The organism is Nocardia alni (genome assembly GCF_019038435.1).
Classification (GTDB): Bacteria; Actinomycetota; Actinomycetes; order Mycobacteriales; family Mycobacteriaceae; genus Nocardia; species Nocardia alni.
The window spans coordinates 37353-61256 of record NZ_JAGPOX010000020.1; the positions used below are offsets into that span (position 1 = coordinate 37353).

18 protein-coding genes and 1 riboswitch are annotated in these 23904 nt (G+C 66.8%); of the genes, 8 read left to right on the forward strand and 10 right to left on the reverse strand.

Features of this window, described 5'->3' with window-relative positions; genetic code table 11:
- Positions 1 to 605: 605 nt before the first annotated feature.
- On the reverse strand, positions 606 to 1904 hold the full coding sequence (locus JZ791_RS10680; RefSeq protein WP_216894068.1) for an ATP-binding protein: 1299 nt from the start codon (positions 1902 to 1904) through the stop codon (positions 606 to 608).
- A gap of 353 nt (positions 1905 to 2257) precedes the next feature.
- Here JZ791_RS10680 and JZ791_RS10685 point away from each other — a divergent pair, with 353 nt between their 5' ends.
- The 3 genes from JZ791_RS10685 (at position 2258) to JZ791_RS10695 (ending at position 7024) form a co-directional block, all read left to right on the forward strand.
- Entirely contained in the window at positions 2258 to 3823 is a 1566-nt protein-coding gene (locus JZ791_RS10685) for an LVIVD repeat-containing protein (RefSeq protein WP_216894101.1), read from the forward strand.
- Complete coding sequence (locus JZ791_RS10690; RefSeq protein WP_216894069.1) at positions 3824 to 4465, forward strand: DUF305 domain-containing protein; 642 nt, start codon at positions 3824 to 3826, stop codon at positions 4463 to 4465.
- 375 nt (positions 4466 to 4840) lie between these two features.
- Complete coding sequence (locus JZ791_RS10695; RefSeq protein WP_216894070.1) at positions 4841 to 7024, forward strand: malate synthase G; 2184 nt, start codon at positions 4841 to 4843, stop codon at positions 7022 to 7024.
- Between the two features lie 858 nt (positions 7025 to 7882).
- Here JZ791_RS10695 and JZ791_RS10700 read toward each other — a convergent pair.
- Positions 7883 to 8899 (reverse strand): alpha/beta hydrolase family protein, encoded by a 1017-nt coding sequence (locus tag JZ791_RS10700; RefSeq protein ID WP_216894071.1) that lies wholly within the window; start codon positions 8897 to 8899, stop codon positions 7883 to 7885.
- A gap of 119 nt (positions 8900 to 9018) precedes the next feature.
- Between JZ791_RS10700 and JZ791_RS10705 the strand changes: the two genes are divergently transcribed.
- Positions 9019 to 9438, forward strand: a complete 420-nt coding sequence (locus JZ791_RS10705) for a MerR family transcriptional regulator (protein WP_216894072.1) — start codon at positions 9019 to 9021, stop codon at positions 9436 to 9438.
- A 228-nt stretch (positions 9439 to 9666) separates the two neighbouring features.
- Here JZ791_RS10705 and JZ791_RS10710 read toward each other — a convergent pair whose 3' ends face one another.
- The 5 genes from JZ791_RS10710 to JZ791_RS10730 form a co-directional block, all read right to left on the reverse strand.
- Positions 9667 to 9972, reverse strand: a complete 306-nt coding sequence (locus tag JZ791_RS10710; RefSeq protein WP_216894073.1) for a DUF3349 domain-containing protein — start codon at positions 9970 to 9972, stop codon at positions 9667 to 9669.
- Between the two features lie 211 nt (positions 9973 to 10183).
- A complete protein-coding gene (locus tag JZ791_RS10715) occupies positions 10184 to 10483 on the reverse strand; it encodes a hypothetical protein (protein WP_216894074.1) in 300 nt (99 codons plus the stop codon).
- An 11-nt stretch (positions 10484 to 10494) separates the two neighbouring features.
- Positions 10495 to 11685, reverse strand: a complete 1191-nt coding sequence (locus JZ791_RS10720; protein WP_216894075.1) for an inorganic phosphate transporter — start codon at positions 11683 to 11685, stop codon at positions 10495 to 10497.
- A 179-nt stretch (positions 11686 to 11864) separates the two neighbouring features.
- A complete protein-coding gene (locus JZ791_RS10725; RefSeq protein ID WP_216894076.1) occupies positions 11865 to 12248 on the reverse strand; it encodes a WYL domain-containing protein in 384 nt (127 codons plus the stop codon).
- 291 nt (positions 12249 to 12539) lie between these two features.
- Entirely contained in the window at positions 12540 to 13820 is a 1281-nt protein-coding gene (locus JZ791_RS10730) for a lipase family protein (RefSeq protein WP_254205511.1), read from the reverse strand.
- Between the two features lie 650 nt (positions 13821 to 14470).
- Here JZ791_RS10730 and JZ791_RS10735 point away from each other — a divergent pair.
- The 3 genes from JZ791_RS10735 (at position 14471) to JZ791_RS10745 (ending at position 17109) form a co-directional block, all read left to right on the forward strand.
- Complete coding sequence (locus JZ791_RS10735) at positions 14471 to 15007, forward strand: HNH endonuclease (protein WP_216894077.1); 537 nt, start codon at positions 14471 to 14473, stop codon at positions 15005 to 15007.
- Positions 15008 to 15032: 25 nt separating this feature from the next.
- Complete coding sequence (locus JZ791_RS10740; RefSeq protein WP_216894078.1) at positions 15033 to 15305, forward strand: WhiB family transcriptional regulator; 273 nt, start codon at positions 15033 to 15035, stop codon at positions 15303 to 15305.
- Positions 15306 to 15435: 130 nt separating this feature from the next.
- Positions 15436 to 17109 carry a substrate-binding domain-containing protein gene (locus JZ791_RS10745; RefSeq protein WP_216894079.1) on the forward strand — a complete coding sequence of 558 codons (1674 nt, stop codon included), beginning with the start codon at positions 15436 to 15438 and terminating at the stop codon, positions 17107 to 17109.
- Positions 17110 to 17119: 10 nt separating this feature from the next.
- Here JZ791_RS10745 and JZ791_RS10750 read toward each other — a convergent pair whose 3' ends face one another.
- Positions 17120 to 18829, reverse strand: a complete 1710-nt coding sequence (locus JZ791_RS10750; protein ID WP_216894080.1) for a PstS family phosphate ABC transporter substrate-binding protein — start codon at positions 18827 to 18829, stop codon at positions 17120 to 17122.
- 191 nt (positions 18830 to 19020) lie between these two features.
- Here JZ791_RS10750 and JZ791_RS10755 point away from each other — a divergent pair, with 191 nt between their 5' ends.
- The gene (locus tag JZ791_RS10755) at positions 19021 to 20055 is read left to right on the forward strand and encodes a zinc-dependent alcohol dehydrogenase (RefSeq protein WP_254205512.1); all 1035 of its coding nucleotides are present in this window, start codon (positions 19021 to 19023) and stop codon (positions 20053 to 20055) included.
- 21 nt (positions 20056 to 20076) lie between these two features.
- Here JZ791_RS10755 and JZ791_RS10760 read toward each other — a convergent pair whose 3' ends face one another.
- Both JZ791_RS10760 and gcvP read right to left on the reverse strand, forming a co-directional pair.
- Positions 20077 to 20484 (reverse strand): nuclear transport factor 2 family protein, encoded by a 408-nt coding sequence (locus JZ791_RS10760; RefSeq protein WP_216894081.1) that lies wholly within the window; start codon positions 20482 to 20484, stop codon positions 20077 to 20079.
- A gap of 133 nt (positions 20485 to 20617) precedes the next feature.
- The gene (gene gcvP / locus JZ791_RS10765) at positions 20618 to 23431 is read right to left on the reverse strand and encodes an aminomethyl-transferring glycine dehydrogenase (RefSeq protein WP_438804498.1); all 2814 of its coding nucleotides are present in this window, start codon (positions 23429 to 23431) and stop codon (positions 20618 to 20620) included.
- A gap of 157 nt (positions 23432 to 23588) precedes the next feature.
- Positions 23589 to 23682: riboswitch (glycine riboswitch) on the reverse strand.
- Positions 23683 to 23904 lie beyond the last annotated feature (222 nt).

The following is a 23904-nucleotide window of genomic DNA, read 5'->3' on the forward strand; positions in this document are numbered from 1 at the left end:
TTCCCGGCAAAGTTGTCCGGACAACTTTACCTCGGTGAACGAGCGGCAATAGGCGCGCGAACGATGTGAACAGTTGTCGCCGAAAGCCGGATATTTCGGATCCGATCGGCCAGGGCCGGGAACGCGCCCGAGGCCAGCGGTTCGGCGAGGATCGGCACGAGGTCCGGCGGACCAGCCCCGCCGAATTCACCAGGGACAGCGCGTCCGATTCCGCGCGCGCTCGAGCCGCTCGGCCAGACCCGCCTTTGACCTCACCAAACAGGTTGCGGGCCAACAACACCCCCGAATACGGATGCGCCCGCCGGGGATCATCCCGACGGGCGCACAAGCAACGAACGGCCCCTACAACGGCGGAAACCCCGACGACCCCGTGGAGGCCCAATTCCACAATGCCGCAACATGCGCAATAAGCACATCGGCCAAGTCGATCACCGTACTGCTCATCAGAGTTCCCAACAACGCGTATCAGGTTGGCGGCCCCATGCTATCGCCGCACCCACCACCCATCACCGGAAAGCATCACTCCCCCTTGTCGACACGGCGGCTCGATGTGTCTCTGGGCTTCGCGGCCACTAGTCCATGGCTGCCGTCCGAACAGCAGACAATCAGCCCTGCCGCGCCGAGCTACCGATCGGTGTCCACAATCGGTCCATCGGTATCACGTGCAGGCGATCTTCGTAGGTGTACGAGCGCTGGCCGAGGTTGACGACTACGCCCCCGGTAAACCCGTCACCAAGCTTGTCCCGCAAGAGACGCATTCCGGCGAAATCGTTGTCAGAGACCGTGTTCGCCGCCTTGACTTCGATCGCGGTAACAGCCCCGGCGGGGGTCTCGATCACAAGATCGACCTCTTGCTGGTCCTTCGTCCGGAAGTGCGAGAAGCTGACCTGCTGTTGTGCCCATCCCGCTTGTTTCATCAGCTCGTTGACGACGAATGTCTCGACGAGGTGACCGAACTGGGTCAGCGTCGCGGGCATCCGCGCAGACAGCTTTTGCTGAGTCAAGCCGGTGAGGTGGGCGGCGAGGCCGGTGTCAACGAGGTGTACTTTCGCGCTCCGAACGGTTCGGGAGGCTACCGCGCGGGTGAAGGGCTCGAGCCGATGGATCATGAAGACCGCCTCGAGAAGTCCGAGGTATTCCCTGACCGTGGTGGCATCGAGCCCGACCGCGTCGGCAACGTTGGCGGCATTCACAACTTGCCCCGTCTGTCCCGCCAAGCGTCGTAGCACCTGCGGTAAGACCTGACGTTGTCGAATCTTTCGGATTTCCAGCACGTCCCGTTCCACGACCATCGTGACGAAATCACTGAACCAGCGGTCACGAGATCTGCCCGGCTCACGCGCCAGGGCGAGCGGGAATCCTCCGGCCAGCACAACCCGCTCGTAGTCGGCGCGAGTGGCCGCCGACGGCTCGCCGGTAACCAGACTGGACGGGTCGCTGGTCAGCGCGTCCAGCGCCCCTTCGCGGTGACGCGACAACTCACCTTGGGACAGCGGCCACATCGTCACGACATGTGCTCGGCCGGTCAGTGATTGGCTGGCACTGGGGAGAGAGTTGTATCTCGTGGACCCGGTCAGCAAGTACCGCCCCGCCCGTAGATCGCGGTTGAGTTCGGATTTGATTGCGTCGAGTAGCAGCGGCACATGCTGGAACTCGTCGATGCAGACCGGGGTGGGGCGATCCGCAGCGACGAACAGTCCGGGATCTGCCGCGACAGCTCGTCTGGTTTCCAGGTCGTCGAGGTCCAGGACAGTCACCTCTTTCAGCGCGGCACACGCGGACAGGAAGGTGCTCTTTCCGACGGTTCTGGCGCCGGTGAGGATGACCACTGGTTCTTCGCGGAGAAGTTCAGCGAGGACATCCTGCAGATGCCGTGTGATCAGGCCGTCATCGCCTCGGTCCACCCTGTTATCTTCCTCTCCTCTGTGGTCCCATATCATTGAAGCAGCACTTTGGCCGGAAATCTAACCATAGAATAGTCGACACTCTAACCACATTTTGGTCGGGGATCTAACCATGTTTTGGTCGGGCACCACCCACTGTCTTCCGGTCGCCCAAGTTGCTAGTCATTCCGACATGAATACAGCTGGATTCGGTGTGAAGTGTGGTCCAGAGGCAGGAAACTGTTTCGCTCGAATCAACCCTACTGGTGAGTCAGGTGAGTTACCGTTCTGCACTGTCGGTGCAACTAGGGACGGCGTCCCGCGCGTCGACGGCATTATCTGCTCGGGAGTTGGGTACCGCGATGGCATGGTCGATGAGGATCCGCCGATCGAAGCCGGTGCTGGTCGTGATGGCCGCACTGCTCGGGGCGGCGCTGCTGCCGTTGGGTGGGGCGGCGGCCGATCCGCAGTCCGACCTCGCCGGTCAGGTGCAGGAATTCCTGGATGTGGGGACGGCATCCGTGCCGCGGGCGGACTGCGGAGCCGGATCTATGCCGGAAACCGGTCTGCAGGGCGATGTTCCGGCGGCCGAACGCGACAACGGCCGCAGCGCACAGGGTTACAGCTGCAATATGTCGATGGTCGGCGGATACGCGGGGCGCGGGGGAGGCATCACCTCCACCACCTACGACCATTGCTCGTATACCGGAACCTTCTTCCCGGGCGACCTGCTGGGCCAGGCGCAGGGCGTCCAGGTGCTCGACGTCGCCGATCCGGCGCATCCGGTGTTGTCCGCGACGCTCACCGCACCGGCCATGATGGCCGGGACCTGGGAGAGCCTGAAGGTCAACAGGGCGCGAAAGCTGCTGGTGGGCACCGGGGTTCCGTTCCTCGAGGGCGCCGGCTACATGTCGGTCTACGACATCTCCGACTGCGCGCACCCGCGGCTGCTGAATCCGGGCCCGGGGACCGATCTGCGGATGCCGCTGCCGATCACGACGCACGAGGGCGGCTTCTCCCCCGACGGCCGGACCTATTGGGCCTCGGGGATCGCGCCCGGCTTCGTCAGCGCCATCGACCTCACCGATCCGGCCAACCCGCACGTGATCTGGCAGGGCCTGACCGGAATCGAGTCGCACGGCTTCGGTATCAGCCCGGACGGTAACCGGATGTACCTGTCGGCACTGGCCGGATTCACCGTGCTCGACATCAGCGCCGTCCAGCGCCGCGATCCGAATCCGCAGGTCTATCACATCGGCCGCGTGTTCTGGACCGACGGCTGGGCCACGCAGCACAGCATTCCGGTCACCTACGGCGGCAAACCGTATCTGTTCACCGTCGACGAGGCCGGCGCGGGCGGGGTGAAGCTCATCGACATCTCCGACGAGCACAACCCGAGGGTCGTGAACAAGATCAAGCTGCAGATCGATCTGCCCGGCCACCTGGACAGCCAGCTGGCCTCCTCGATGGGCGGCTCGGTGTTCTCCTACGACCCGCACTACTGCGCGGCGGACCGCCCGGATAATCCGACGGCCCTGGCGTGCGGCTGGGAATCCTCCGGCATCCGGGTGTTCGACGTGCGAGATCCGTTCCACGCCCGCGAGATCGCGTACTTCAACCCACCCGCGCGAACCGGGCAGAACCTGCAGCGGTGGAACTCCCCGCACGCGATGGCCTCGCTGATCGGACCACCCGCGCTGGAGGGCTTCTCGATGGCGCGGGCCATCCTGAACGGGAAATTCGATCCGGCCAAGGCGATCTCGCCGCGCTCGGGAATGCTCGCGCTCGGCGATCTGTCCACCGACTGGTGTTTCTCCCCGCCCGAGTGGCACGGCAGCCAGCTGTGGACCACCTGCAGCGACGACGGATTCATGGTCCTGCAACTGCGCAACCAGGTGTATTCCCCACCGACGAACCAGCATTCGATCGTGGGCTCGTAGATGGGCCGCTGGTACCGCCTGGCCGCCTATGCCGCCTCGGCGCTGATCCTGCTGGTGATCGGCGCCGCGCTGCGGCCGGTGATATTGCCCGAACAGCACACCGCCGCACCGATTCTCACCGACACCGAGATCGGCTTCGCCCAGGATATGACGGCCCATCACCAGCAGGCGCTGATCATGGTGCAGCGCTTGGACCCCGGGGCCGACCCGATGGTGCTGCGGCTGGCTCAGCAGATCGATCAGTCCCAGCGCATGGAGATCGGCGTCATGCTGGGCTGGTTGCGCCTGGCGGATGCTTCCCCCATGACCGAGCATCCGATGGCCTGGATGCACGGCGCACCCGCGACCTCACCAGAGGGTTCCATGACCATGGTTCCGTCGGCGACCACCATGCCCGGTATGGCTTCCCAGGCCGAACTGGACGGCCTCGCCGCGGCCCGCGGTCAAGCCGCGTCGGTGCTGTTCCTGCAACTGATGTACCGCCATCACCTGGGCGGCATCGCCATGGCCCGGGCCGCGGACCAGCAAATCACCTCCGGCGCGGTAAAGCAGGAGGCCAGGGCGATGATCACCGAACAGAGCGAGGATATCGGGCTGATCCTCGCCTTGCTGAGCCAGCTCGGCGCCGCGCCACTGCCGTAAGCGGACCGAACCAACACCACGCCGCGCCACTGCCGCAAGCAGACCGAACCAACACCACGCCGCGCCCGGCGAGCAGGACGAACAAACATCCGTCGGCAAACGCCATCCGCGGCCGGAGCATGCTCGATCGCCTGACCGGCAGCACGCACCACTCCACACCACTCGCGTAAGCAGACCGAGTCGACTCCACTCTGCGAGCGGCCCACAGCGACGCGCGGCCCCCGGGGCCGCAGAAGAGCCTTCGGGCGGGCCCGCAGCGAGCACACACATCACACCAGCGACACAACCGACGGCCCGGGACCTCCGAACGGCCCGTCGTACCGCCGAGTAACATGACATCCGTACTTTATCCGGCTTCTCGAAATGAGGCAGTAGATGACAGAGCGGATCCAGGTCGGCGGGCTTCAGGTCGCGCGCATTCTCCACGAGTTCGTGCAGAACGAGGCGCTCCCCGGCACCGGCGTAGATTCCGCCGCGTTCTGGTCCGGTGCCGAGGCGATCATCGACGAGCTCGCCCCGCGTAACCGCGCCCTGCTGGCCGAACGCGACGAGATCCAGGGAAAGCTCGACGCCTGGCACGCCGAAAATCCGGGCACCGGCTACGACAAGGCCGCCTATAAGCGGTTCCTCACCGAGATCGGCTACCTGCGCCCCGAGCCCGCCGACTTCGCCATCGGCACCGCGGGCGTGGACGACGAGATCGCCACCACCGCCGGACCGCAGCTGGTGGTGCCGGTGATGAACGCCCGGTTCGCGATCAACGCCGCCAACGCCCGCTGGGGCTCGCTGTACGACGCGCTGTACGGCACCGACGCCATCCCGGAGACCGGCGGCGCGGAGAAGGGCACGAGCTACAACCGGGTCCGCGGCGACAAGGTCATCGAATGGGCCCGCAACTTCCTGGACGACGCGGTGCCGCTGATCACCGGCTCGCACGTCGGGTCGAAGGCCTACAAGATCGTCGACGGCGAGCTGGAGGTCACCCTCGAGGACGGCACCGACATCGGCCTGGCCGACGCCTCCGCGCTGGCCGGCTACTTGGGAGATCCAGCCGCGCCATCGTCTGTGCTGCTGCGGCACAACGGCCTGCACATCGACATCCAGATCGACCCGTCCTCGCCGATCGGCAGCACCGACACCGCGGGCGTGAAGGATGTCGTGCTGGAGTCCGCCGTCACCACGATCATGGACTTCGAGGATTCGGTGGCCGCGGTCGACGCCGAGGACAAGGTTCTGGGCTACCGCAACTGGCTGGGCCTGATGAAGGGCGATCTGGCCGAGGAGGTCAGCAAGGGCGGCAAGACCTTCACCCGCACCATGAACCCGGACCGGGTCTACACCGGTCTCAACGGTAACGACGTTGTGCTGCACGGCCGTTCGCTGCTGTTCGTGCGCAACGTCGGCCATCTGATGACCAGCGACGCGATCCTGGACGCGCAGGGTAACGAGGTGCCCGAGGGCATCCTGGACGCCCTGTTCACCTCGCTGACCGCGGTGCACAGCCTGCGCGGCGACGCCAGGGTCTCCAACTCGCGCACCGGTTCGGTGTACATCGTGAAGCCGAAGATGCACGGCCCCGACGAGGTCGCCTTCGCCAACGACCTGTTCGCCCGGGTCGAGGGCGTGCTGGGCCTGCCGGTCAACACACTCAAGGTCGGCATCATGGACGAGGAGCGCCGCACCACGGTCAATCTCAAGGCGTGCATCGACGCCGCCCGCGACCGCGTGGTGTTCATCAACACCGGCTTCCTGGACCGCACCGGCGACGAGATCCACACCTCCATGGAGGCCGGGCCGATGGTCCGCAAGGCCGATATGAAGTCCCAGCAGTGGATCGCCTCCTACGAGGACTGGAACGTCGACACCGGCCTGGCCACCGCCCTGCCGCACAAGGCGCAGATCGGCAAGGGCATGTGGGCCATGCCGGACCTCATGCACGACATGCTCGAGCAGAAGATCGGCCACCCGCGCGCCGGCGCCACCACCGCCTGGGTGCCCTCCCCCACCGCCGCGACCCTGCACGCCACCCACTATCACCTGGTGGACGTGTTCAAGCGGCAGGCCGAGATCGCCCGTGGCGGCAAGCGCGCGACGGTCGACCAGATCCTCGAGATCCCCCTGTCGCCCACCACGACCTGGTCGGCAGAGGAGATCGCCAACGAGTTGGACAACAACTCCCAGTCCATCCTGGGCTACGTGGTCCGCTGGATCGACCAGGGCGTCGGCTGTTCCAAGGTCCCCGACATCAATGACGTCGCCCTCATGGAAGACCGTGCCACCCTGCGCATCTCGAGCCAGCTGATGGCGAACTGGCTGCGCCACGGCATCATCAGCGCCGACCAGGTCGTCGCCAGCCTCGAGCGCATGGCCCCGGTCGTCGACCGCCAGAACGCCGGCGACGCGAGTTACCGCCCCATGGCCCCGGATTTCGCCTCCAGCGTCGCTTTCCAGGCCGCCAAGGAGCTGATCCTCGAGGGCACGGCACAGCCCAACGGCTACACCGAACCCATCCTGCACCGCCGCCGCCGCGAGGCGAAGGCGTTGGCCGCCAAGGGCTGAGCCGGCATGCCGCATACGACGAGTCCCCCGGTCGCGAGCGCCCCGGGGACTCGTCGTATTTGACCGGTGGTGCCGCGTGCAGCCTCGGAAAGGACTGGGGGCGAATACTTTTCAGCCGAATCGTCTTCGATCGGACAGCCGTCGGCCGCTAGGTGCGCGACCACTCGACGGTCGGACGCGAGGGTACCCCGGGGCTCGATGATAAACACTCGACGCCCATCTCGTCCTCTGATCACGCCACACAGCACGGCTTGGACCTGCGGGCCGGGACCACATCCGGACGCTGCTGGGCGACAGTTGTCGCCTCACCGGTGCGCTGCCGTCGGACGGCACAGCGGTCGACGCTGACTGAACTGATACGTAAGCGATGCAGGACAACCCGGCCTATCGCTGCATTTTCCCGCCTCGAAACTCTGGTTCCCGAGGATTCCGCCCGAAGAATGCAGCCGGAGGCCGGTTCTCCCGCACCCCGCGACCCGCCAGCCATCAGCGCACGGCCACCACACCGATCCGCGAGCCGCAAGCCGCAAGCCGACTCCACGCGACGACCCGGCCTCCCGCTGCATTTTTCCGCCTCGAAACTCTGGTTCCCGACAATTCGACCCGGAAAATGCAGCGGGAGGCCGGTTCTCCGATGCCGACCCGCCACCGCACCCACGACCCACCGGGTGTCAGCGCACGGCCCTCGCACTGAACCGTGCTCTGCCGGCCGACCGCACACCATTGCGGGAATAGCACCCGGCCTATCGCTACATTTTGGCGGCTCGGGACGCCGCTTTCGGATAATTCGGGCCGCAAAATGTAGCTGGAAGCCGGTTCTCCGGTGCCGGCCCGGCACCGCGCACCTGGCCGATTTGGTCAGTGCCGCAACGCCGCTGAGGTGGAGACGTCCATCTTGGATTGCAGTCGTCCCAGGGGGTGAAGCGTGTCGGACAGGATCCTCTGCGCCTCGATCCAGCCGGAACTGTCGATGCCGAGCGCGTGACGAAGGTAGGCCAACGTGACCTGCTGGACCAGGCTGACGTGGGCAGGGTTCTCGTCGGTGGTCTCGGCGGCTTCGTAGCCGGAGACGCCGCCCAGGAAGTGTTCCGCGCCGAACAGGGTGAGCAGGCTTTTGTCGCCCGAACTCAGGGTGTAAGGGTCGATCGTCCAGTCCGCTCCCCGGACCGTCAGCGGAAGGTCGTCGTGATCCCCCGCGACCACGAGAGCCGGGGTGGTCATGGGCGCGAAGTCCGGGTTTCGCAGCCAGGGGAGGTTTTCGGCCGCGAAGGGGGTCAGATCGTCACCGCCCGTGCCCGCGGTGGCGAGCAGTACGCCCGCCGTGATCCTGGCGTCGGAGAGGTCCTCTGCCTCGCCGATTTCCGGATCGGTGACGCGCAGGCCCAGCAGGACGCCCGCCGTCTGGCCGCCGAAGGAGTGTCCGGCCGCGGCGATGCGGCTGCGATCCAGGCGGCCGGACAGACCGGGGACGGCCGCTTCCAGCACGTCGAGGTCGTCCAGGACGCGCTTCATATCCTCGACGCGGTATCGCCACATCCGGGGCTTGCGGGGATCGTCTGCGGGCAGGCCCAGTGTCCTGGAGTCCAGATGGGTCGGCTGAATGACCACGAAGCCGTGGGCAGCCCAGTAATCGGCCAGGGGACCATAGCCGTCCAGCGACGATCCGAAGCCGTGTGCGAACAGGATGATCGGCAGATCACCCCCGGTCACCGGTGCGGACACACGGATACGCAGGTCCGCACCGCGCTGCGGCGCCGGCAGCACGACCGGCTTGACCGAGACGACGGGGGTGGGCGTGGGCTTACGCGGTTCTGGCGTCCGGGCGTATTCCTCGACGCCGACGATTCGCCGCACTGTCTGACCGCTATCGGACATGCCTTGCTCCTTCCTTCGCCTCCGGCGGGAAGTGCCGGAGGGGCCTGTACAATCAGGCTAGAATCTGACGTTGACGTCAGAGGCAAGGTTTAGTGACCCGCTTCACACGGGGAGGCACGATGCGCATCGGGGAGGTCGCCGCCAGGACGGGTGTCAGCGTCCGCGCGCTGCGGTACTACGAAGAGCAACACCTGCTCACTCCGGAACGCAGCCCCAGCGGTCAGCGGCATTACCCGGACAGCACGGTCGATCATGTCCTGCTGATCCAGCAGCTCTACGCCGCCGGTCTGTCCAGCAAGGCGATCGTCGACCTCACGCCGTGCATCGTCGACGGCAATGCCACACCCGAACTCCTCCACCGGCTGTCGGAACACCGGGACCGCATCGACACCCAGATCACCGAACTGGTCGACACCCGCAATCGACTCGACTCCGTCATCACCGGCGCCACAACGAATATGCTCACCGGCCTGCCCTGCCCGGCGAGGGCCGACCGACTCAGGGCCGTTGCCGGCACATCGGAGCCGGTCGAGCACTGAGCGCCCGCATATCGCGGATCCAACACAAGCTGATGGCCTGGGCGCGGGCCGACTCCGCCGCGGCTCACACCTCGCCACGGGAGTGCTCGGCCCGCCGATGCCTCCGCGCAGGGCACGCTCGGCCGCGGACGCGCAGGGATCGGGCTGATCCCTCTCCGGCACGAATGCCGAATCCCCGGTCGCGGTCGACGGGGATTCACCTTCGAGGGCCCTCGAAAAGCGCTGGACCTACTTCTGCGCCCAGTCGTCATCGATCGGCCACCCATTGGCGACCAGATGCCTACGGACGCGCTCCATGTCGGATTCCAGCGGCATCTCGTGCGTGAGCTTGGTGATGGCCACGCCGACGTCGACGCGGTCCGCGGGGAGGGCGCCGTGTTCGATGAGCGACTCGATCACCTGAATCACTTCGCCGTGGCCGAGACGGCGGGTCAGCAGCGCCAGCAGGGGGATGTAGTCGTGCTCGGGCACGCCGTGCGGGTATCCCTCCCGCAACCACTCGACGATCTTGGTCAGTACCTCGGATAAAGCCATCGTTTACCAGTTCTGTCGGTCGACACGGAAGGGGCGCCGATGCGTACCGGAGCGCTATGGCGCGGCCGAGGGCCGCACGGCAACCTTGCTGTCATCGTTGTGCGCCAACGGATTATGCGCAAGCCGAGTGAATCGGACATCCACGAAATTACACGCGAACGCTCCCGGACGTTCATCACGTCCGGGAGCGCTGTTCACCGATTCGCGGCGCCTAGCTCTTCTTGGCGCCGAACAACTGGATGTCGAACGAGTGGCTGATGAAATCCTTGGCGATGTACAGGATTCCGACGACCACCGCCAGGATGACGATCGCGAAGCACAAGTAAGCGACCGCCTGCGCGATCGGATTGCGCCCGCCGGCCGTGGCGGTCCCATCCGCCGACACGGTCGCCGTCTCCATCGACCAGAACCGTACCCCGATCGCGTAGATCAGGGGCAGGCCCGCCCCGAGGATCACCGAAATCAGCACGACCTCGCCGAGCGATTTCACAATGGCATCGAATGTATGCATGCTTATGCTCCTCAGACCGCCGCGCTGGTCTTCTCATCGAGTTCGGACGGCGGGGTGAGCCCGTCCTCCCATTCCTCGTTGACATTGCTGGTGTCGATCGTGTTCTTGCGCGAGCGCAGGTAGATGTAGCTCGACAGCGCGATCAGGATCACCAGGTCGATCAGCACGCCCGGGAAGCCGCCGGCCAGATCGGTGATCCCCCAGCAGATCGCGCCCACGATCGCGGCCGCCGGCAGGGTGATCAGCCACGCGGTGCACATGCGGCCGAACACTCCCCAGCGCACCTCCCCGCCCGGCTTGCCCAGGCCCGTGCCCAGGATCGAGCCCGTCGCGACGTGTGTGGTCGACAGCGGGAGCCCGAACTGCGCCGAGGTCAGAATGATCGCGGCCGAGGACGTCTCGGCGGCGAAGCCCTGCGGCGCGTCGATCTCCACCAGCCCCTTGCCCAGGGTGCGGATGATTCGCCAGCCACCGAGGTAGGTGCCCAGGGCGATGGCGAGCGCACAGCAGAGCTTGACCCACAGCGGGATGTCGTCGTGGTTGTTGTACGTGCCGTACGCGACGAGGGCCATGAAGATCACGCCCATCGTCTTCTGCGCGTCGTTGGTGCCGTGCGCCAGCGAGACCAGGGCGGCCGAACCGATCTGACCGATCCGGAAGGCCTTGCGCATCTTCGTTTCATCGGATGCGCGGTTCAGCCGATAGATCACATAGGTGCCCAGACCGGCGACGATCGCCGCGACGAAGGGCGACAGCAGGGCGGGAACGATGATCTTGTTGATCAGACCGGTGCTCTGATTGCCGGTCCAGATCACCCCGCTGGCCCCGAGTGCGGCCATCGCGGCGCCGATCAGACCACCGAACAGCGCGTGCGTAGAGCTCGACGGGATGCCGAAGAGCCACGTGAGCAGGTTCCAGACGATGGCGCCGATCAGGCCGGCGAACACGATCTGTAGTAACGCCATGTGGTGCACATTGTTGATATTGAGCAAACCTCCGGAGACGGTCTTGGCGACCTGCACCGACAGGAATGCGCCCACCAGGTTCAGCACACCCGACATGGCCACGGCGGTGCGGGGGCCCAGAGCCCCTGTGGCGATGGATGTTGCCATCGCGTTCGCGGTGTCGTGGAAGCCGTTGGTGAAATCGAACCCCAGGGCGGTGACGATAACTATGACTAGGACGATGAGTTCTACGCTCACTCTTGCAGTCTCGACCTCCCGCCACCCCCCTACCACCGGAGGACGAGCAATTCATCCGCCGTTCAGCAGACCACCCACCAGCAGTTAGCCTGCGGTATCCACAACCGTAATGTGCTCGCTACCGGGACCTTCACCCGCGTGTTCGACTACCCGTTCGAACAACCCGCAACACCTGCGCATCAACGCCGGTATCTACTCGCCATCTCGGCCGTATGCCCGGCGATACGATCGCGAAGCTCCTTGGGGCCCATCACTTCCGCACCCGATCCCAGTCTCAGGATCTCCGGTAACGACCACTCCGCGGACCCTATCGGCAGGGCGATCTCACGCCAGCCCTCGGCATCGGGCTCCCCCGCCGAGTCCTGAACCGCCCCGACGAGGGCGGGCTCGAAATACCGTGGCAGCCCTTCGAATACGAGTGGTGAGACGCGCAGCGTCGCCGTCTCACTCAGTCGCCGCTCGTCGAATTCCGACAAATATTTCCGCCAGTAGCCGATAGGGTCGCGGAACCCGCCCAGCAGCCGGTAGCCGCCCTCGTGACCGAGCCCGCCACTGCGACACATCGCAGCCGGGCAGGCCGTCGCCGAAGTACGGGCCACTGTTGTCGTCGAGTCAGCGGTCGAAGTCCTCGAGCCAGGACCGTTGCAACCCTGCGCGACTGGGCCATGGTGTCGATGACGACCGCCTCACTGCGGGTGGCGATCGAATGCGACCGCGCGGTGGTGGAGACCGACTTGATCGACCGTGCCGCAACCGATCCCGGCCTGAGCGAGCGCGAGACGTGCTGACGATGCTGCTCCAGTCGCGGCACGCCGGGATGACGGGGCGAGGTCAGCACTCGGATAACGCGGCCATCAGCACTCGGTGGGCGCGGGCACCCCTTGCAACCGTTGGTCGAGCCAGTAGACCAGATCCGGCCAGCCGGTATCCCCGGCCAGGAAGTGCTCGCCGAGTTCGTCCCGGTAGATACCCCGCACGCCCATCGCGCACTGCTGCCGGTACAGCTCCCGCGCACCGGCGGCCGGGATCCAGAAATCCTGGGCGCCGTTGTAGATCATCACCGGCACAGCGGATTTCAGGCCGGACATATCCGTTTCACGGAACACCCGCTGTGCCGCCGGGCTGCGCAGCGGATCGACGACGTTCGCGACCAGATCCAGCGGCGGCTGGGCCACACCCGGCAGGGAGGTGATGTTCATGCACGAGTTGCGCAGCGACGAGGTCGCCACCTGGAGCGCGAGATTGTTCATGCTGGACAGGATTTCGGGATGTTCGCGGCCGATCCCGAAGATCGCGGCCATGAACACGCCGCTGGCCAGGTTGGCGTTCATCGTCCTGGCGAGCATCTGGTAGTCGGCCGGCACGCCGCCCATGGCCGCGCCGAGGGCCGAGGGCGCCAATTCCGGTGCGTACGAACTCATCAGCACCGCCGCCGCGCGCGTGGCGATCGCACCGCCGGAATATCCGGTCATCGCGAATCGGCTCGCGGCGAACTGATCCGGCATCAGCTTGCGCACGGCGCGAATCGAGTCCAGCACCGCATGACCGGCCACATACGGCTCGGCATAGGCCATATCGGGACCCTCGTGGTCCGGAATCAGCACCGCGTAGCCGCGCAGCGTCGCCAGCTGGGTCAGCGGCGGGAAATAATCCGCGGAATTCGTCGTGGGCTGAAGACCGTGCGACAGCGTATATCCCGGATTGCACTGGCGGCCGAGCCCGTCGATGGCCAGATTGTTCACCAGGATCGGCCGCTCGCCCGTGCCCGTCCACGGCGTGGCGGGCAGCACCAGCGCGGCGGAGGTGTAGGACGGCTCGCCGTGTGCTCCGGTGGTGCGGTATTTGAACTGCACCACCCGCTGCACCGGCACGGTCAGCAGGGGGGCGGCCGTCGCGGTGATATCCCGCGTGGTGACGATGTCACCGGGCGAGAGCTGTGCCAGATTCGGCGGCCGCAGATCGAACATCGGATCGCCGATAGGGCTGGGCAGCACCGCATCACGCAGTGCCACCGGATCTGTCGCCGCGTGGCCGGCCGTGGACGACGCGGCGGCCTGCGATTCCGGCAGCGCCGGGCGCGGTACCACGGCGTCGATCCACTGCTGCAGATCCGGCACGTCCACACCATGCGGCAACGGGATCGACGGTAGCGCCGGGAGATTCGGCGGAGGCGGATTCGGCGGCTGCGCCTGCGCGGCGGCGGCCAGCGATCCGCAAGAAACTATTACAGCCAGGACGACAGCACACCGAGCCCACACGGGCCACCCCAATCCACGGACCGACGACGCAATGGCGGCACCAGCTCCAACCCCGAGCCACCATTGCGAGTATGTATGTTCGATCGTATAGGCCCCCACGCCTGGGAATCCGCATGGTTTTCCACTTGTAACCGATTTGTCCCGAAAATATCCGGGAATATATTCGCCCGTGGCAACGCTGCATCTCCTGGCACATCCGTCGCCCGCTATGGCCGAAAAATAAGCCGACAACCGCGGTAACGGTGTGTCACCATGAAAACGATGAAGTAACCGTCCGCGTTTCGGCGCGGGCGGATGTTCTGCGAGTACCGGAAGGAGGTGACCGATGTCGACATCACAACGGCTTTGCCGCGGCGCACGGCGACTGTCCGGCGAGCACGCGAGTCCGGCGACCGGTCGCCTCGCGTCACCAGGACAGGTCGAGTTGCTCGCCTGACGTCGGTTCACACCCGACCACCGCAACCCGGCCCGATTCCCTCCTCCGCTTCCTATCTCAGACCCGCCTCACGAAAAACATGGTGACGCCCATGCCATTCCGCCACGCTGCCCCCAACTCCGACAACTGGATACGCACCGACGTGCTGGTCCTCAACGCCTCCTACGAGGCGCTGACCGAGATCGACGCCGAACGGGCCGTGGTGCTGCTCATCACCGGCGCCGCGGAGACCGTCGCCGCGCGTGAACCGCACTTCCCGATCCGCTCGAAGCACCTGGAAATCGCACTGCCCGAAACGATTCGGCTGCTGCGGTACGTGTACCTCGAGCACCGCGTGCTGGTGCACGACGAGTCCCGCGCCACGCTCGCCGCCGTGCTGCGGCGCGACGACAACCGGTGCGGATACTGCGCCGGCTGGGCGCGCACCGTGGACCACATCCGCCCGCGCAGCCGGGGCGGACCCAACACCTGGGCCAACCTGATCGCCGCGTGCGCGCCGTGCAACACCCGCAAGGCGGACCGCACGCCCGAGGAGGCCGGTATGCGGCTGCTCTGGGAGCCCAAGGCCCCCACCGATATGGCCCGAGCCCAGCGGAGGGTCTGGAAGGACCTGACCCCCGCACCCTGACGATCCGAGAAAGGAAGGATCCGATATGACCAACGCACTGAAGACTCCCGTGGCGGAGCAGACCCTGATGGATCTGTTTCCGCTCTCGGACGCCCAGGACTGGCAGGCCGCCGCCTGCCGTGGTGACGCGAATCACGATGCCTGGTTCCCGTACCCGTCCCAGGACTTCGACTACGCGCGCGGCATCTGCGCCGGGTGTCCCATCCGGCGTCAGTGTGGCGAGTTCGCGGCACGCACCGGCCAGTCCGGTGTCTGGGGCGGCCACGAGTACGACCGCGGCAAGCTGATCCGAGACTGAATCGGCTTCCGTCCCGGCGGCCTGCGGGGTCCGCCGGGATGGAAGCGCCGCGACCTGGGCCGATGTCTCGCACCGCGAATGATCAGGTGACGAAGCGCGGCCGATATCGCGTACTCATACACTGTCCGTCGTGGGTACACATCGAGGCAATGGCGGTTCACGGGGCGTCAGCAAGGGATTGATCTTCACCGTGGTCGCCGTGCTGTTACTCATAGTGGCCGTCGGCGGCTGGTTCTGGTTGGGCAGGCATTCGGCCGCGCAGAGCCGTACCGCCGCCGCCGAATGCGTCGAGGGCCCGGCGAGCGTGCCGGTCACCGTCGATCCCGATGTCGCCACCGAGGTACGCGCGGCCGCCGATCGCTTCAACGCCACCAAACAGCATGTGCTCGACCACTGCGTGAGTATCGCGGTGACAGTACAGCCCTCGACGGCGATGGTCGCCGGGTTCACCGCGAAGAGCTGGGACACCCGCCTGGGGCCGCCGCCCGCGCTGTGGATTCCCGATTCCTCGCGCTCGGTCCAGGCGATGCGGGTGCCCGGGGTGATCCAGGGCACCCCTATGCCGATCGCGGTCACCCCGATCGTGCTGGCCGTACCCACCCAGCTGCGCCAAGCGCTCCAGACGGCCAAGGTCGGCTGGTCGGATCTGCCTACCCTGCAACAGGGTTCGCTGAGCAAGCTCGGACTGGGCAGCTGGGGCAGCCTGCGCATGGCCATGCCCACCGGCGACGACACCCTCGCCGCGGCCGCCGCGGTCGGCTCGGCGGTCTCCGGCTCCGACCCGCTCACCGATCAGTCCGCACACTCCGGACAGGTCGTCTCGGCGATCTCGACGCTGGCGCAGAACGCGCCGAAAGCCACCGACACCACCACCGCACTGACCACCCTCGCGTCGACCTCCGGCGCCGCGAGCGCGCCCATCCACGCGGTGGCCGTCACCGAGCAGCAACTGGGCGCCAAGGGCGGACTGGCCGAATACGCGCCCACCGGATCCAATCCGGTCGCCGACCATCCGGCCGCGCTGCTGAGCGGCACGTGGGTCGACCAGACCCAGCAGACCGTGGCGGGCATGTTCGCCGACTTTCTGCGCACCCCCGCGCAACAGCAGCTGTTCACCGCCGCCGGTTTCAGCGCCGCGCCGCCGCAGCCCGTGCAGATCCCGGCCAAAACCGTTCTCGAACAGGTGCATTCGGTACTCGCCAATCCGGTGCTCGGGGTGCAGTCGACGGTGCTGATCGACACCTCCGGGGCGATGGGCACCAGCGACGGCTCGACGACGCGACTGACCAACGCGGTCGGCGCGATCAGCTCCACGCTGGACACCATGCCCCCGGGCTTCGGCGTCGGCGTCTGGACCTGCTCCGAGAATCTGCTCGGCGGCGACCCGTATCACATCGTGTCCAAGACCGCGCCGCTGTCCCAGGCGCACCGCGCGGAACTCTCCAGCGCCCTCGGCAATATCTCACCCACCAATTTCAGCTCCGACAGCACCTATCCGGCCCTGGAGGCCGCCTACAAGAGCGCGGTGAACGGATTCGCCACGGCCCGAACCAATTCCGTGCTGCTGATCACCGCGGGCCCCGGCGACAGCTCCGCCGGCGCCGGTAACCAGCTGCTCACCAACATCACCGCCGCCACCGACCCGGCCCACCCCGTCCGCATCAACGTCATCGTCCTGGGGAACCAGGGCGCCACCGCCTTGCAGACCGTCGCCAAACAGACCGGCGGCACCTACACCAAACTCGCCTCCTCGGACGACCTGGCCTTCGGCACCGCCGTCAACAACGCCCTCACCGCACCCTGATCCGTACCGTCTAGCGCGCGGGCTGGCACAGCACGGGGTTCGGCAGCGCGGAACAGGGCAGGTCGCGGTGCGAGCGGATGATGTCGGCGCCGGTCTGGTTGGTGAGATAACGCAGGAATCCGGCGGCCAGCGAGTCGGCGCCCGGATCCTTGAAGGTGTAGGCGAATTCGGTCTGCCAGAACGGATAGCCTTGGTGCACGGCGATATCGGTGGACGGCGGGAAATTGTCGATGTTGACGGCCGTCAGGCCGGTACGGGCGAGAGACATGCCCAGTTCGGCATAGCCGACCGCACCGTCGATACCGGCCACCTCGTCGAGCAGGTCCGCGGTGGACGCGCGCAGGCACAGTGTGGTGCTGGTGTCGCCCGCTCGCTCCGAGGTCCGGCAGTCGTGCGAATTATCCTGTCGCTCACCGGTTGCCGGCAGGAAGCGCTGCTCGAACGTGGCCCGGCTGCCGGAGTCGGAATTACGCCCGACGAGATGGACGGTCAGATCGTGTCCGCCGATCTGATTCCAGTTGGTGATCTTCCCGGAGAACAGATCCCGTATCTGGTCGGTGTCCAGATTGGCGACGCCGGCCTTGTCGTTCACCACGACCGCGAACAATCCCAGCGCGATCGGGCGGGCGACCAACTCCGGCAGTCCGCGGGAGAGCTGATCGCCGTCGGCCAGCGCCAGCGTGTCCGACACCGGCCGCTCGCCGCCCCGCTCACCCTCGTCGTTGAGCGTTTGCAGCCCCTGCTGCGTGCTGGTGAATCCGGCCGAGATGTTCGCTCCCGGGCACAGTTTCATGTACGACGATGCCGCGTCTGACACCACCGGGCCGAATGCCGTGGACCCCACTACCGCGAGATGCCCTGCCTCGCAGTCCAATCGGGGAATGTTCTGGTTGGACAGCACATAGAACTCGCCGAGCGCCAGTACCACCAGGGCCGTGATCATGATGATCGCGGCCCGCGACGGGGAGCGGCTGTAGGTATGGCGCACGGTGCCGCGCAGCAGCGCGCCGCTCAGCTCGGGCGGGTAGTACGGCCCGGACTCGCCCAGCGGACGTTGCAGGCGGGCGTACAACCAGTCGATGCCGGGCACCCAGCGCAGCCACCGCGGCACCGGATCCCGCCTGCGGACATAGGGCCAGTCCCGCGAACCGGCCCGCGCCAGCACTGCCAGCACCTTGTAGTGATCGGATCGGTTCATCTTGACCTTGGGCAGGTCGATGATGCCGATGGCGCCGTTCTGCTCGGTCGCCTCGCCGGGCCCCAGGCCCGAATCGGATTCCAGGCTGTCCTTCACACCCGCCGAGCTGACCTCGGTGACCGCCATGCCGATCACCCGGCGTCCCGGAAATCGCAGGTGCAGACCGGCTTTCTGGTTCTGGGGCGTCGCGTAGTCACCCTCGTCTATCGAGGTGATACCGCTGTTCTCGATACGCATCAGCACGATCGAGATGTCCTCTAGCTCCAGCGCCGTCTCCCCCGGCTCCGGCTTCGGGACCAGCTGAGCGAGCACCTTCAGATCGGGAAACTGCTCACCCAGCGGGATCGCGGCCGGTGAGGCGCCCGAGGCGCTCATGATCGTGGGCGCCTCGCCGGTGACCGGCGTGTCCATCTGCGTCCGATAGCCGATGCTCTTACGCCCGATGACCGCGAATTGCCAGATGAACGTCAGGATCGCAACGACCGCCGCGAAGGTATTGAGACCGCCGATCAGATTGTTCACTGCGCCGCCCCGTCAAGATTCCGTATCTCCCGACGTTATCCTGCGCGACCGGGCCCCCTCCCGAGAAGTCATTTCAGCTGTTGTTCACTTTCACGCCGAATCTGTCATCTTGTCGCACAACGGGTCCCGGCGGCGGCAAAAGCCCGGACACAATCCGTCGACAGACGGATACAGAACGGTATGGTCTCGTCATGCGCGCAGTGACCTTCCTGGGGCCGGATCGGCTGGAGTGGCGCGAGGTCGCCGACCCCGTGCTGGCGAGCGACGGCGAGGCGATCGTCCGGCCGCTGGCGGTGGCGACGTGCGATCTCGACGACGTGATCGTGCTCGGCGGCTCGCCGTTCCAGCCGCCGTTCGTGCTGGGGCACGAGTGTGTCGCCGAGGTCGTCGAGGTGGGGGACGGCGTGCGCGGTGTCACGCCGGGTGACCGCGTGGTGGTGCCGTTCCAGATCAACTGCGGGGTCTGCGCCGCCTGCCTGGCGGGGAGGACGGGCAATTGCCTGACGGTGCCGCTGATGTCGACGTACGGATTCGGGTTCGGGGCACAGGGCACTCGGTGGGGCGGGTTCCTCGCGGATCTGATTCACGTGCCGTATGCCGATGCGATGTTGATCCCGGTGCCGGCCGGGCTGGCGAGCGAGACCGCGGCCGGGGCCTCCGACAACCTCACCGACGGATTCCGCGCCGTGGGGCCGTATCTCGCCGAGCGTCCCGGAGCGCCGGTACTCGTCGTGGGCGGCGCGGGCCCCGGATCGATCGGGTTGTACGCCGCGGCACAGGCGAAAGCCCTGCGCAGCGAACGGGTGTTGTACATCGACCACGATGTGCGGCGACGCGGGATCGCGGAGTCGTACGGCGTCGAAACGCTCGACCACATCCCGGACCGACTCGACAGCCGGTTCCCGATCACCGTCGATTCATCCAATGAGGCAAGGGGTTTGACGCTCGCCCTGGAATCGATGGGCCGAGACGGCGTCTGCACCTCGACGTCGATCTACTTCGATCCCGCCGTGCGACCGGCGTTTCCGCTGCTGTCGATGTACACCATGAACTCGACGTTCGTCACCGGGCGTATCCACGCTCGCCGGGACGCGCCCCGACTGCTCGAACTCCTCGCTTCCGGACGCTTCGACCCCGCACCGGTGACGACCCGCGTCGTGTCCTTCGCCGACGCGATCGAGGCCCTACTCGGCCACGAGTACACGAAGCTCGTATTCACACCGTGACCCGCGCGAACGTGTAGCGGCTCATTGCCCGGCCCCTTCCTGAGCGCCGGCCTCGCGGGCGATGCGGTCGAACTCGGCGCCCATGGCACGGGCGAACGCCTCGACGCCTGACAGCGGACGCACCATGACCATGAACTCATCGATCCTGCCGTCTTCGCCGGAGTGCAGGAAGTCGCATCCGGTGATGCGCTTGTCGCCGATCCGCGCCTCGAATACGAGGGCGTGGTCGCGCCCGTCGGGATCGCCGATCTCCCGCACATACCGGAAGTCCTCCAGGACGCGCATCGCGCCCCGGATGATCGCCGCGGTCATCGCCTTGCCGTGATAGGGCGCGAAGGCGACCGGACTGTGGAACACGACATCCTCGGCGAGCAGTTCCTCGATCGCCGGAACATCGCGCGCTTCCACGGCACGTCGGAACGGGTGCATCTGCTACCTCACATCGATCGGCGGGACGGGGAGACTCGCGGCGGCCGGGTGATCGCCGCCGACCATCCGGTGGTCGGTCGCGATGGCGTTGTGGAACAGGCCATGAGACTGCTCATGCCCGGCGAATGACGGATCAGGAGTAGGCCTCCAGGGGCGGGCAGCTGCACACCAGGTTGCGGTCGCCGTAGGCGCCGTCGATGCGGCGGACCGGCGGCCAGACCTTCGCGCGGTCCGAGGCCAGACCCTGTGGGTAGACGGCGGTTTCGCGGCTGTAGGGGTGGGTCCACTCGCCGACCAGGCAGGCGGCAGTGTGCGGGGCGCCGCGCAGAGGGCTGTCCTCGACCGGCCAGGCGCCCGCGGCGACCTGGTCGATCTCGGCCTTGATCGCGATCATCGCGTCGATGAAGGCGTCGAGTTCCTCGAGGTTCTCGCTTTCGGTGGGCTCGACCATGAGGGTGCCCGCGACCGGGAAACTCATGGTGGGAGCATGGAATCCGTAGTCGGCCAGGCGTTTTGCCACATCGTCGACGGTGACGCCGGTGCGCTTGGTGATCTCGCGCAGGTCCAGGATGCACTCGTGCGCGACCATCCCGCCGGTACCGGTGTACAGCACCGGGAAGTGCGGATCCAGCCGCCGCGCGATGTAATTCGCCGAGGCGATCGCGGTCAGCGTGGCGCGGCGCAGGCCGTCGGCGCCCATCATGCGGATATAGGCCCAGGTGATGGGCAGGATCGAGGCGGAACCGTAGCGCGCGGCGGATACCGCGTGCGAATCGGATTCCAGCGGATCGCCGGGCAGATACTTCGCCAGGTGTTCGCGCACCGCGACCGGGCCGACGCCCGGACCGCCACCGCCGTGCGGGATGCAGAAGGTCTTGTGCAGGTTCAGATGCGAGACGTCACCGCCGAACCGGCCCGGACGGGCCAGTCCGACAAGGGCGTTCAGATTCGCGCCGTCCACGTACACCTGGCCGCCCGCGTCGTGCACCAGCGCGCACAGCTGCGCCACCTCCTGCTCGTACACGCCGTGCGTGGACGGATAGGTGATCATGATGCAGGCCAGCCGGTCGGCGTGGTCGGCGATCTTGGCGCGCAGGTCGTCCAGGTCGACGTCGCCGTTCTCGCGGCACTTCACCACCTCCACGCGCAGCCCGGCCATCGCCGCCGAGGCCGCGTTGGTGCCGTGCGCGCTGGAGGGGATCAGGCACGTATCCCGGTGTGTGTCACCGCGATCCAGGTGGTAGCGGCGGATCGCCAGCAGCCCCGCGTACTCGCCCTGACTCCCCGCGTTGGGTTGCAGGCTGACCCGGTCGTAGCCGGTGATGGCGGTCAGCCAGGATTCCAGATCCTCGATCACCCGCAGCATGCCGGGCACCTCGTCGACCGGCGCGTACGGGTGCAGGCGGGAGAAACCGGGCCAGGTGATCGGCTCCATCTCCGCGGCCGCGTTCAGCTTCATCGTGCACGAGCCGAGCGGAATCATGCTGCGGTCCAACGCGATATCCTTATCGGAGAGCCGCCGCAGATACCGCAGCATCGCGGTCTCGGTGTGGTATCGGGTGAACGCCGGATGGGTCAGGTATTCCGAGCGGCGGTCCTCGATCGAGGGTACCGACCCGGCGGCACCCGAATCGGTTGCGGCACCGAAGGATTCCAATACGACGGCGATATCCGCGGCGGTGGTCGCCTCGTCGCACGCCACCGACACGTGGTCGGCGTCCACCGAGCGCAGGTTGATCCCGCGACCGCGCGCCTTGCCGACCACGGCCTCCGCACCGCCCGGCACCCGAACCAGCACGGTATCGAAGAATCGTTGGTGCACAACGGCTTCCCCGAGCCCAGCGGCCAGTTCCGCCGCGCGCCCGTGCACCCGCCGCGCGATCGCGCGCAACCCGTCCGCACCGTGATAGGAGGCGTACATCGCGGCCACGATCGCCAGCAGCACCTGCGCGGTGCAGATATTCGAGGTCGCCTTCTCACGGCGGATGTGCTGCTCCCGGGTCTGCAACGCCAGCCGGTAGGCGGTGCTGCCGTCCGCGTCGACCGACACCCCGACCAGCCGACCCGGCAGCTGCCGCGCATGCGCGGTGCGCACCGCGAGATATCCGGCATGCGGGCCACCGAATCCCAGCGGCACCCCGAAACGTTGTGTGGTGCCGAAGCAGACGTCCGCGCCCTGCTCCCCCGGGGGTGTGATCAGTGTCATCGCCAGCAGATCAGCGCCCGCGGCCACCAGCGCACCCCGCTCGTGCGCGGCGGCGACAAGCTCGGTCCAGTCCACGATGCGGCCGGAGGCGCCCGGCGTCTGCACGAGCACGCCGAAGAATTGGCCCTCGGGCAGCGCGCCCGAACTCAGATCCGCCTCGACGATCTCGATGCCGAGGGGTTCGGCCCGGGTGAACAGGACCGTCCGGGTCTGCGGGAACAGATCGGCGTCGATCAGCAACCGGTGCGATGTGCTCGCGCGGTTGGCGCGATGCAGCAGCGTCATCGCCTCGGCGGCGGCGGTCGCCTCGTCCAGCATGGACGCGTTCGCCACATCCATCCCGGTCAGATCCGACACCATGGTCTGGAAGTTCAGCAGCGCCTCGAGCCTCCCCTGGCTGATCTCCGGCTGATACGGCGTGTACGCGGTGTACCAGGCCGGATTCTCCAACAGATTGCGCACCAGCACCGGCGGTGTCAGCGTGTCGTAGTAACCCAGGCCGATCATCGAGGTGGCGACGGTGTTGGAATGCGCAAGCGCCGCGAGTTCGGCGAGCACCTCGTGCTCGGAGGCGGCCGGGGGCAGCACGTCCAGGCCCGTGGCGGCCGGGTCGTCGAGGATCGCCGCGGGCAATGCGCGCCGGGCCAGCTCGTCGGACGTCGGTACACCGATGGCGTCCAGGATCCGTTGCAGGCCCTGCGGATCGGGGCCGATATGACGGTCGGCGAAAGAACGGGTCACGGCATACTCCAGGGGGTCGGGCGGTCGACGGGGTCGACTACGTCGGGCCCTCCCCCTCTGTCGTGGAAGCCTGAGAGATTCAGGACGCGGGCCCGCATCCCTTTCCCCATGGGCGGACGACCCGCATTGTGTGCGGCCATCACTTTCCAGAGGCGCCTAGCTCCGCACGGTCCCTGGTGCCTGAGAGATTGACGGGGAGGTGTTGCTCCTTCGGCGCCCGGGCGAACCCGGGACTCTCCCGCACGGCGTCGACGCACGCCCAGTCTATGCCCAGGCAAATGTCGAACGTGTTACTCCCCGCCCAGCCGCAACGGAGAATCCTGTGATATTGCGCCATGCGTTACCAAGATCACAACTCGAGTCGCGCGGACGGGACCGATACGGCAGCGGTCGTCAGGGACGGAACACCCCGCGTCACCCGAGTGACCCCGTGGGAACATCCAGCAGCCGCGCGGCGACGCCGAGCAATGGTC

Excerpts from the sequence above, each read along its gene's own strand:
- JZ791_RS10685 (WP_216894101.1), top strand. The coding sequence starts at position 2,258 with ATGAGGATCCGCCGATCGAAGCCGGTGCTGGTCGTGATGGCCGCACTG.
- JZ791_RS10690 (WP_216894069.1), top strand. The coding sequence starts at position 3,824 with ATGGGCCGCTGGTACCGCCTGGCCGCCTATGCCGCCTCGGCGCTGATC.
- JZ791_RS10695 (WP_216894070.1), top strand. The coding sequence starts at position 4,841 with ATGACAGAGCGGATCCAGGTCGGCGGGCTTCAGGTCGCGCGCATTCTC.
- JZ791_RS10700 (WP_216894071.1), bottom strand. The coding sequence starts at position 8,899 with ATGTCCGATAGCGGTCAGACAGTGCGGCGAATCGTCGGCGTCGAGGAA.
- JZ791_RS10705 (WP_216894072.1), top strand. The coding sequence starts at position 9,019 with ATGCGCATCGGGGAGGTCGCCGCCAGGACGGGTGTCAGCGTCCGCGCG.
- JZ791_RS10710 (WP_216894073.1), bottom strand. The coding sequence starts at position 9,972 with ATGGCTTTATCCGAGGTACTGACCAAGATCGTCGAGTGGTTGCGGGAG.
- JZ791_RS10715 (WP_216894074.1), bottom strand. The coding sequence starts at position 10,483 with ATGCATACATTCGATGCCATTGTGAAATCGCTCGGCGAGGTCGTGCTG.
- JZ791_RS10725 (WP_216894076.1), bottom strand. The coding sequence starts at position 12,248 with ATGTGTCGCAGTGGCGGGCTCGGTCACGAGGGCGGCTACCGGCTGCTG.
- JZ791_RS10735 (WP_216894077.1), top strand. The coding sequence starts at position 14,471 with ATGCCATTCCGCCACGCTGCCCCCAACTCCGACAACTGGATACGCACC.
- JZ791_RS10740 (WP_216894078.1), top strand. The coding sequence starts at position 15,033 with ATGACCAACGCACTGAAGACTCCCGTGGCGGAGCAGACCCTGATGGAT.
- JZ791_RS10755 (WP_254205512.1), top strand. The coding sequence starts at position 19,021 with ATGCGCGCAGTGACCTTCCTGGGGCCGGATCGGCTGGAGTGGCGCGAG.
- JZ791_RS10760 (WP_216894081.1), bottom strand. The coding sequence starts at position 20,484 with ATGCACCCGTTCCGACGTGCCGTGGAAGCGCGCGATGTTCCGGCGATC.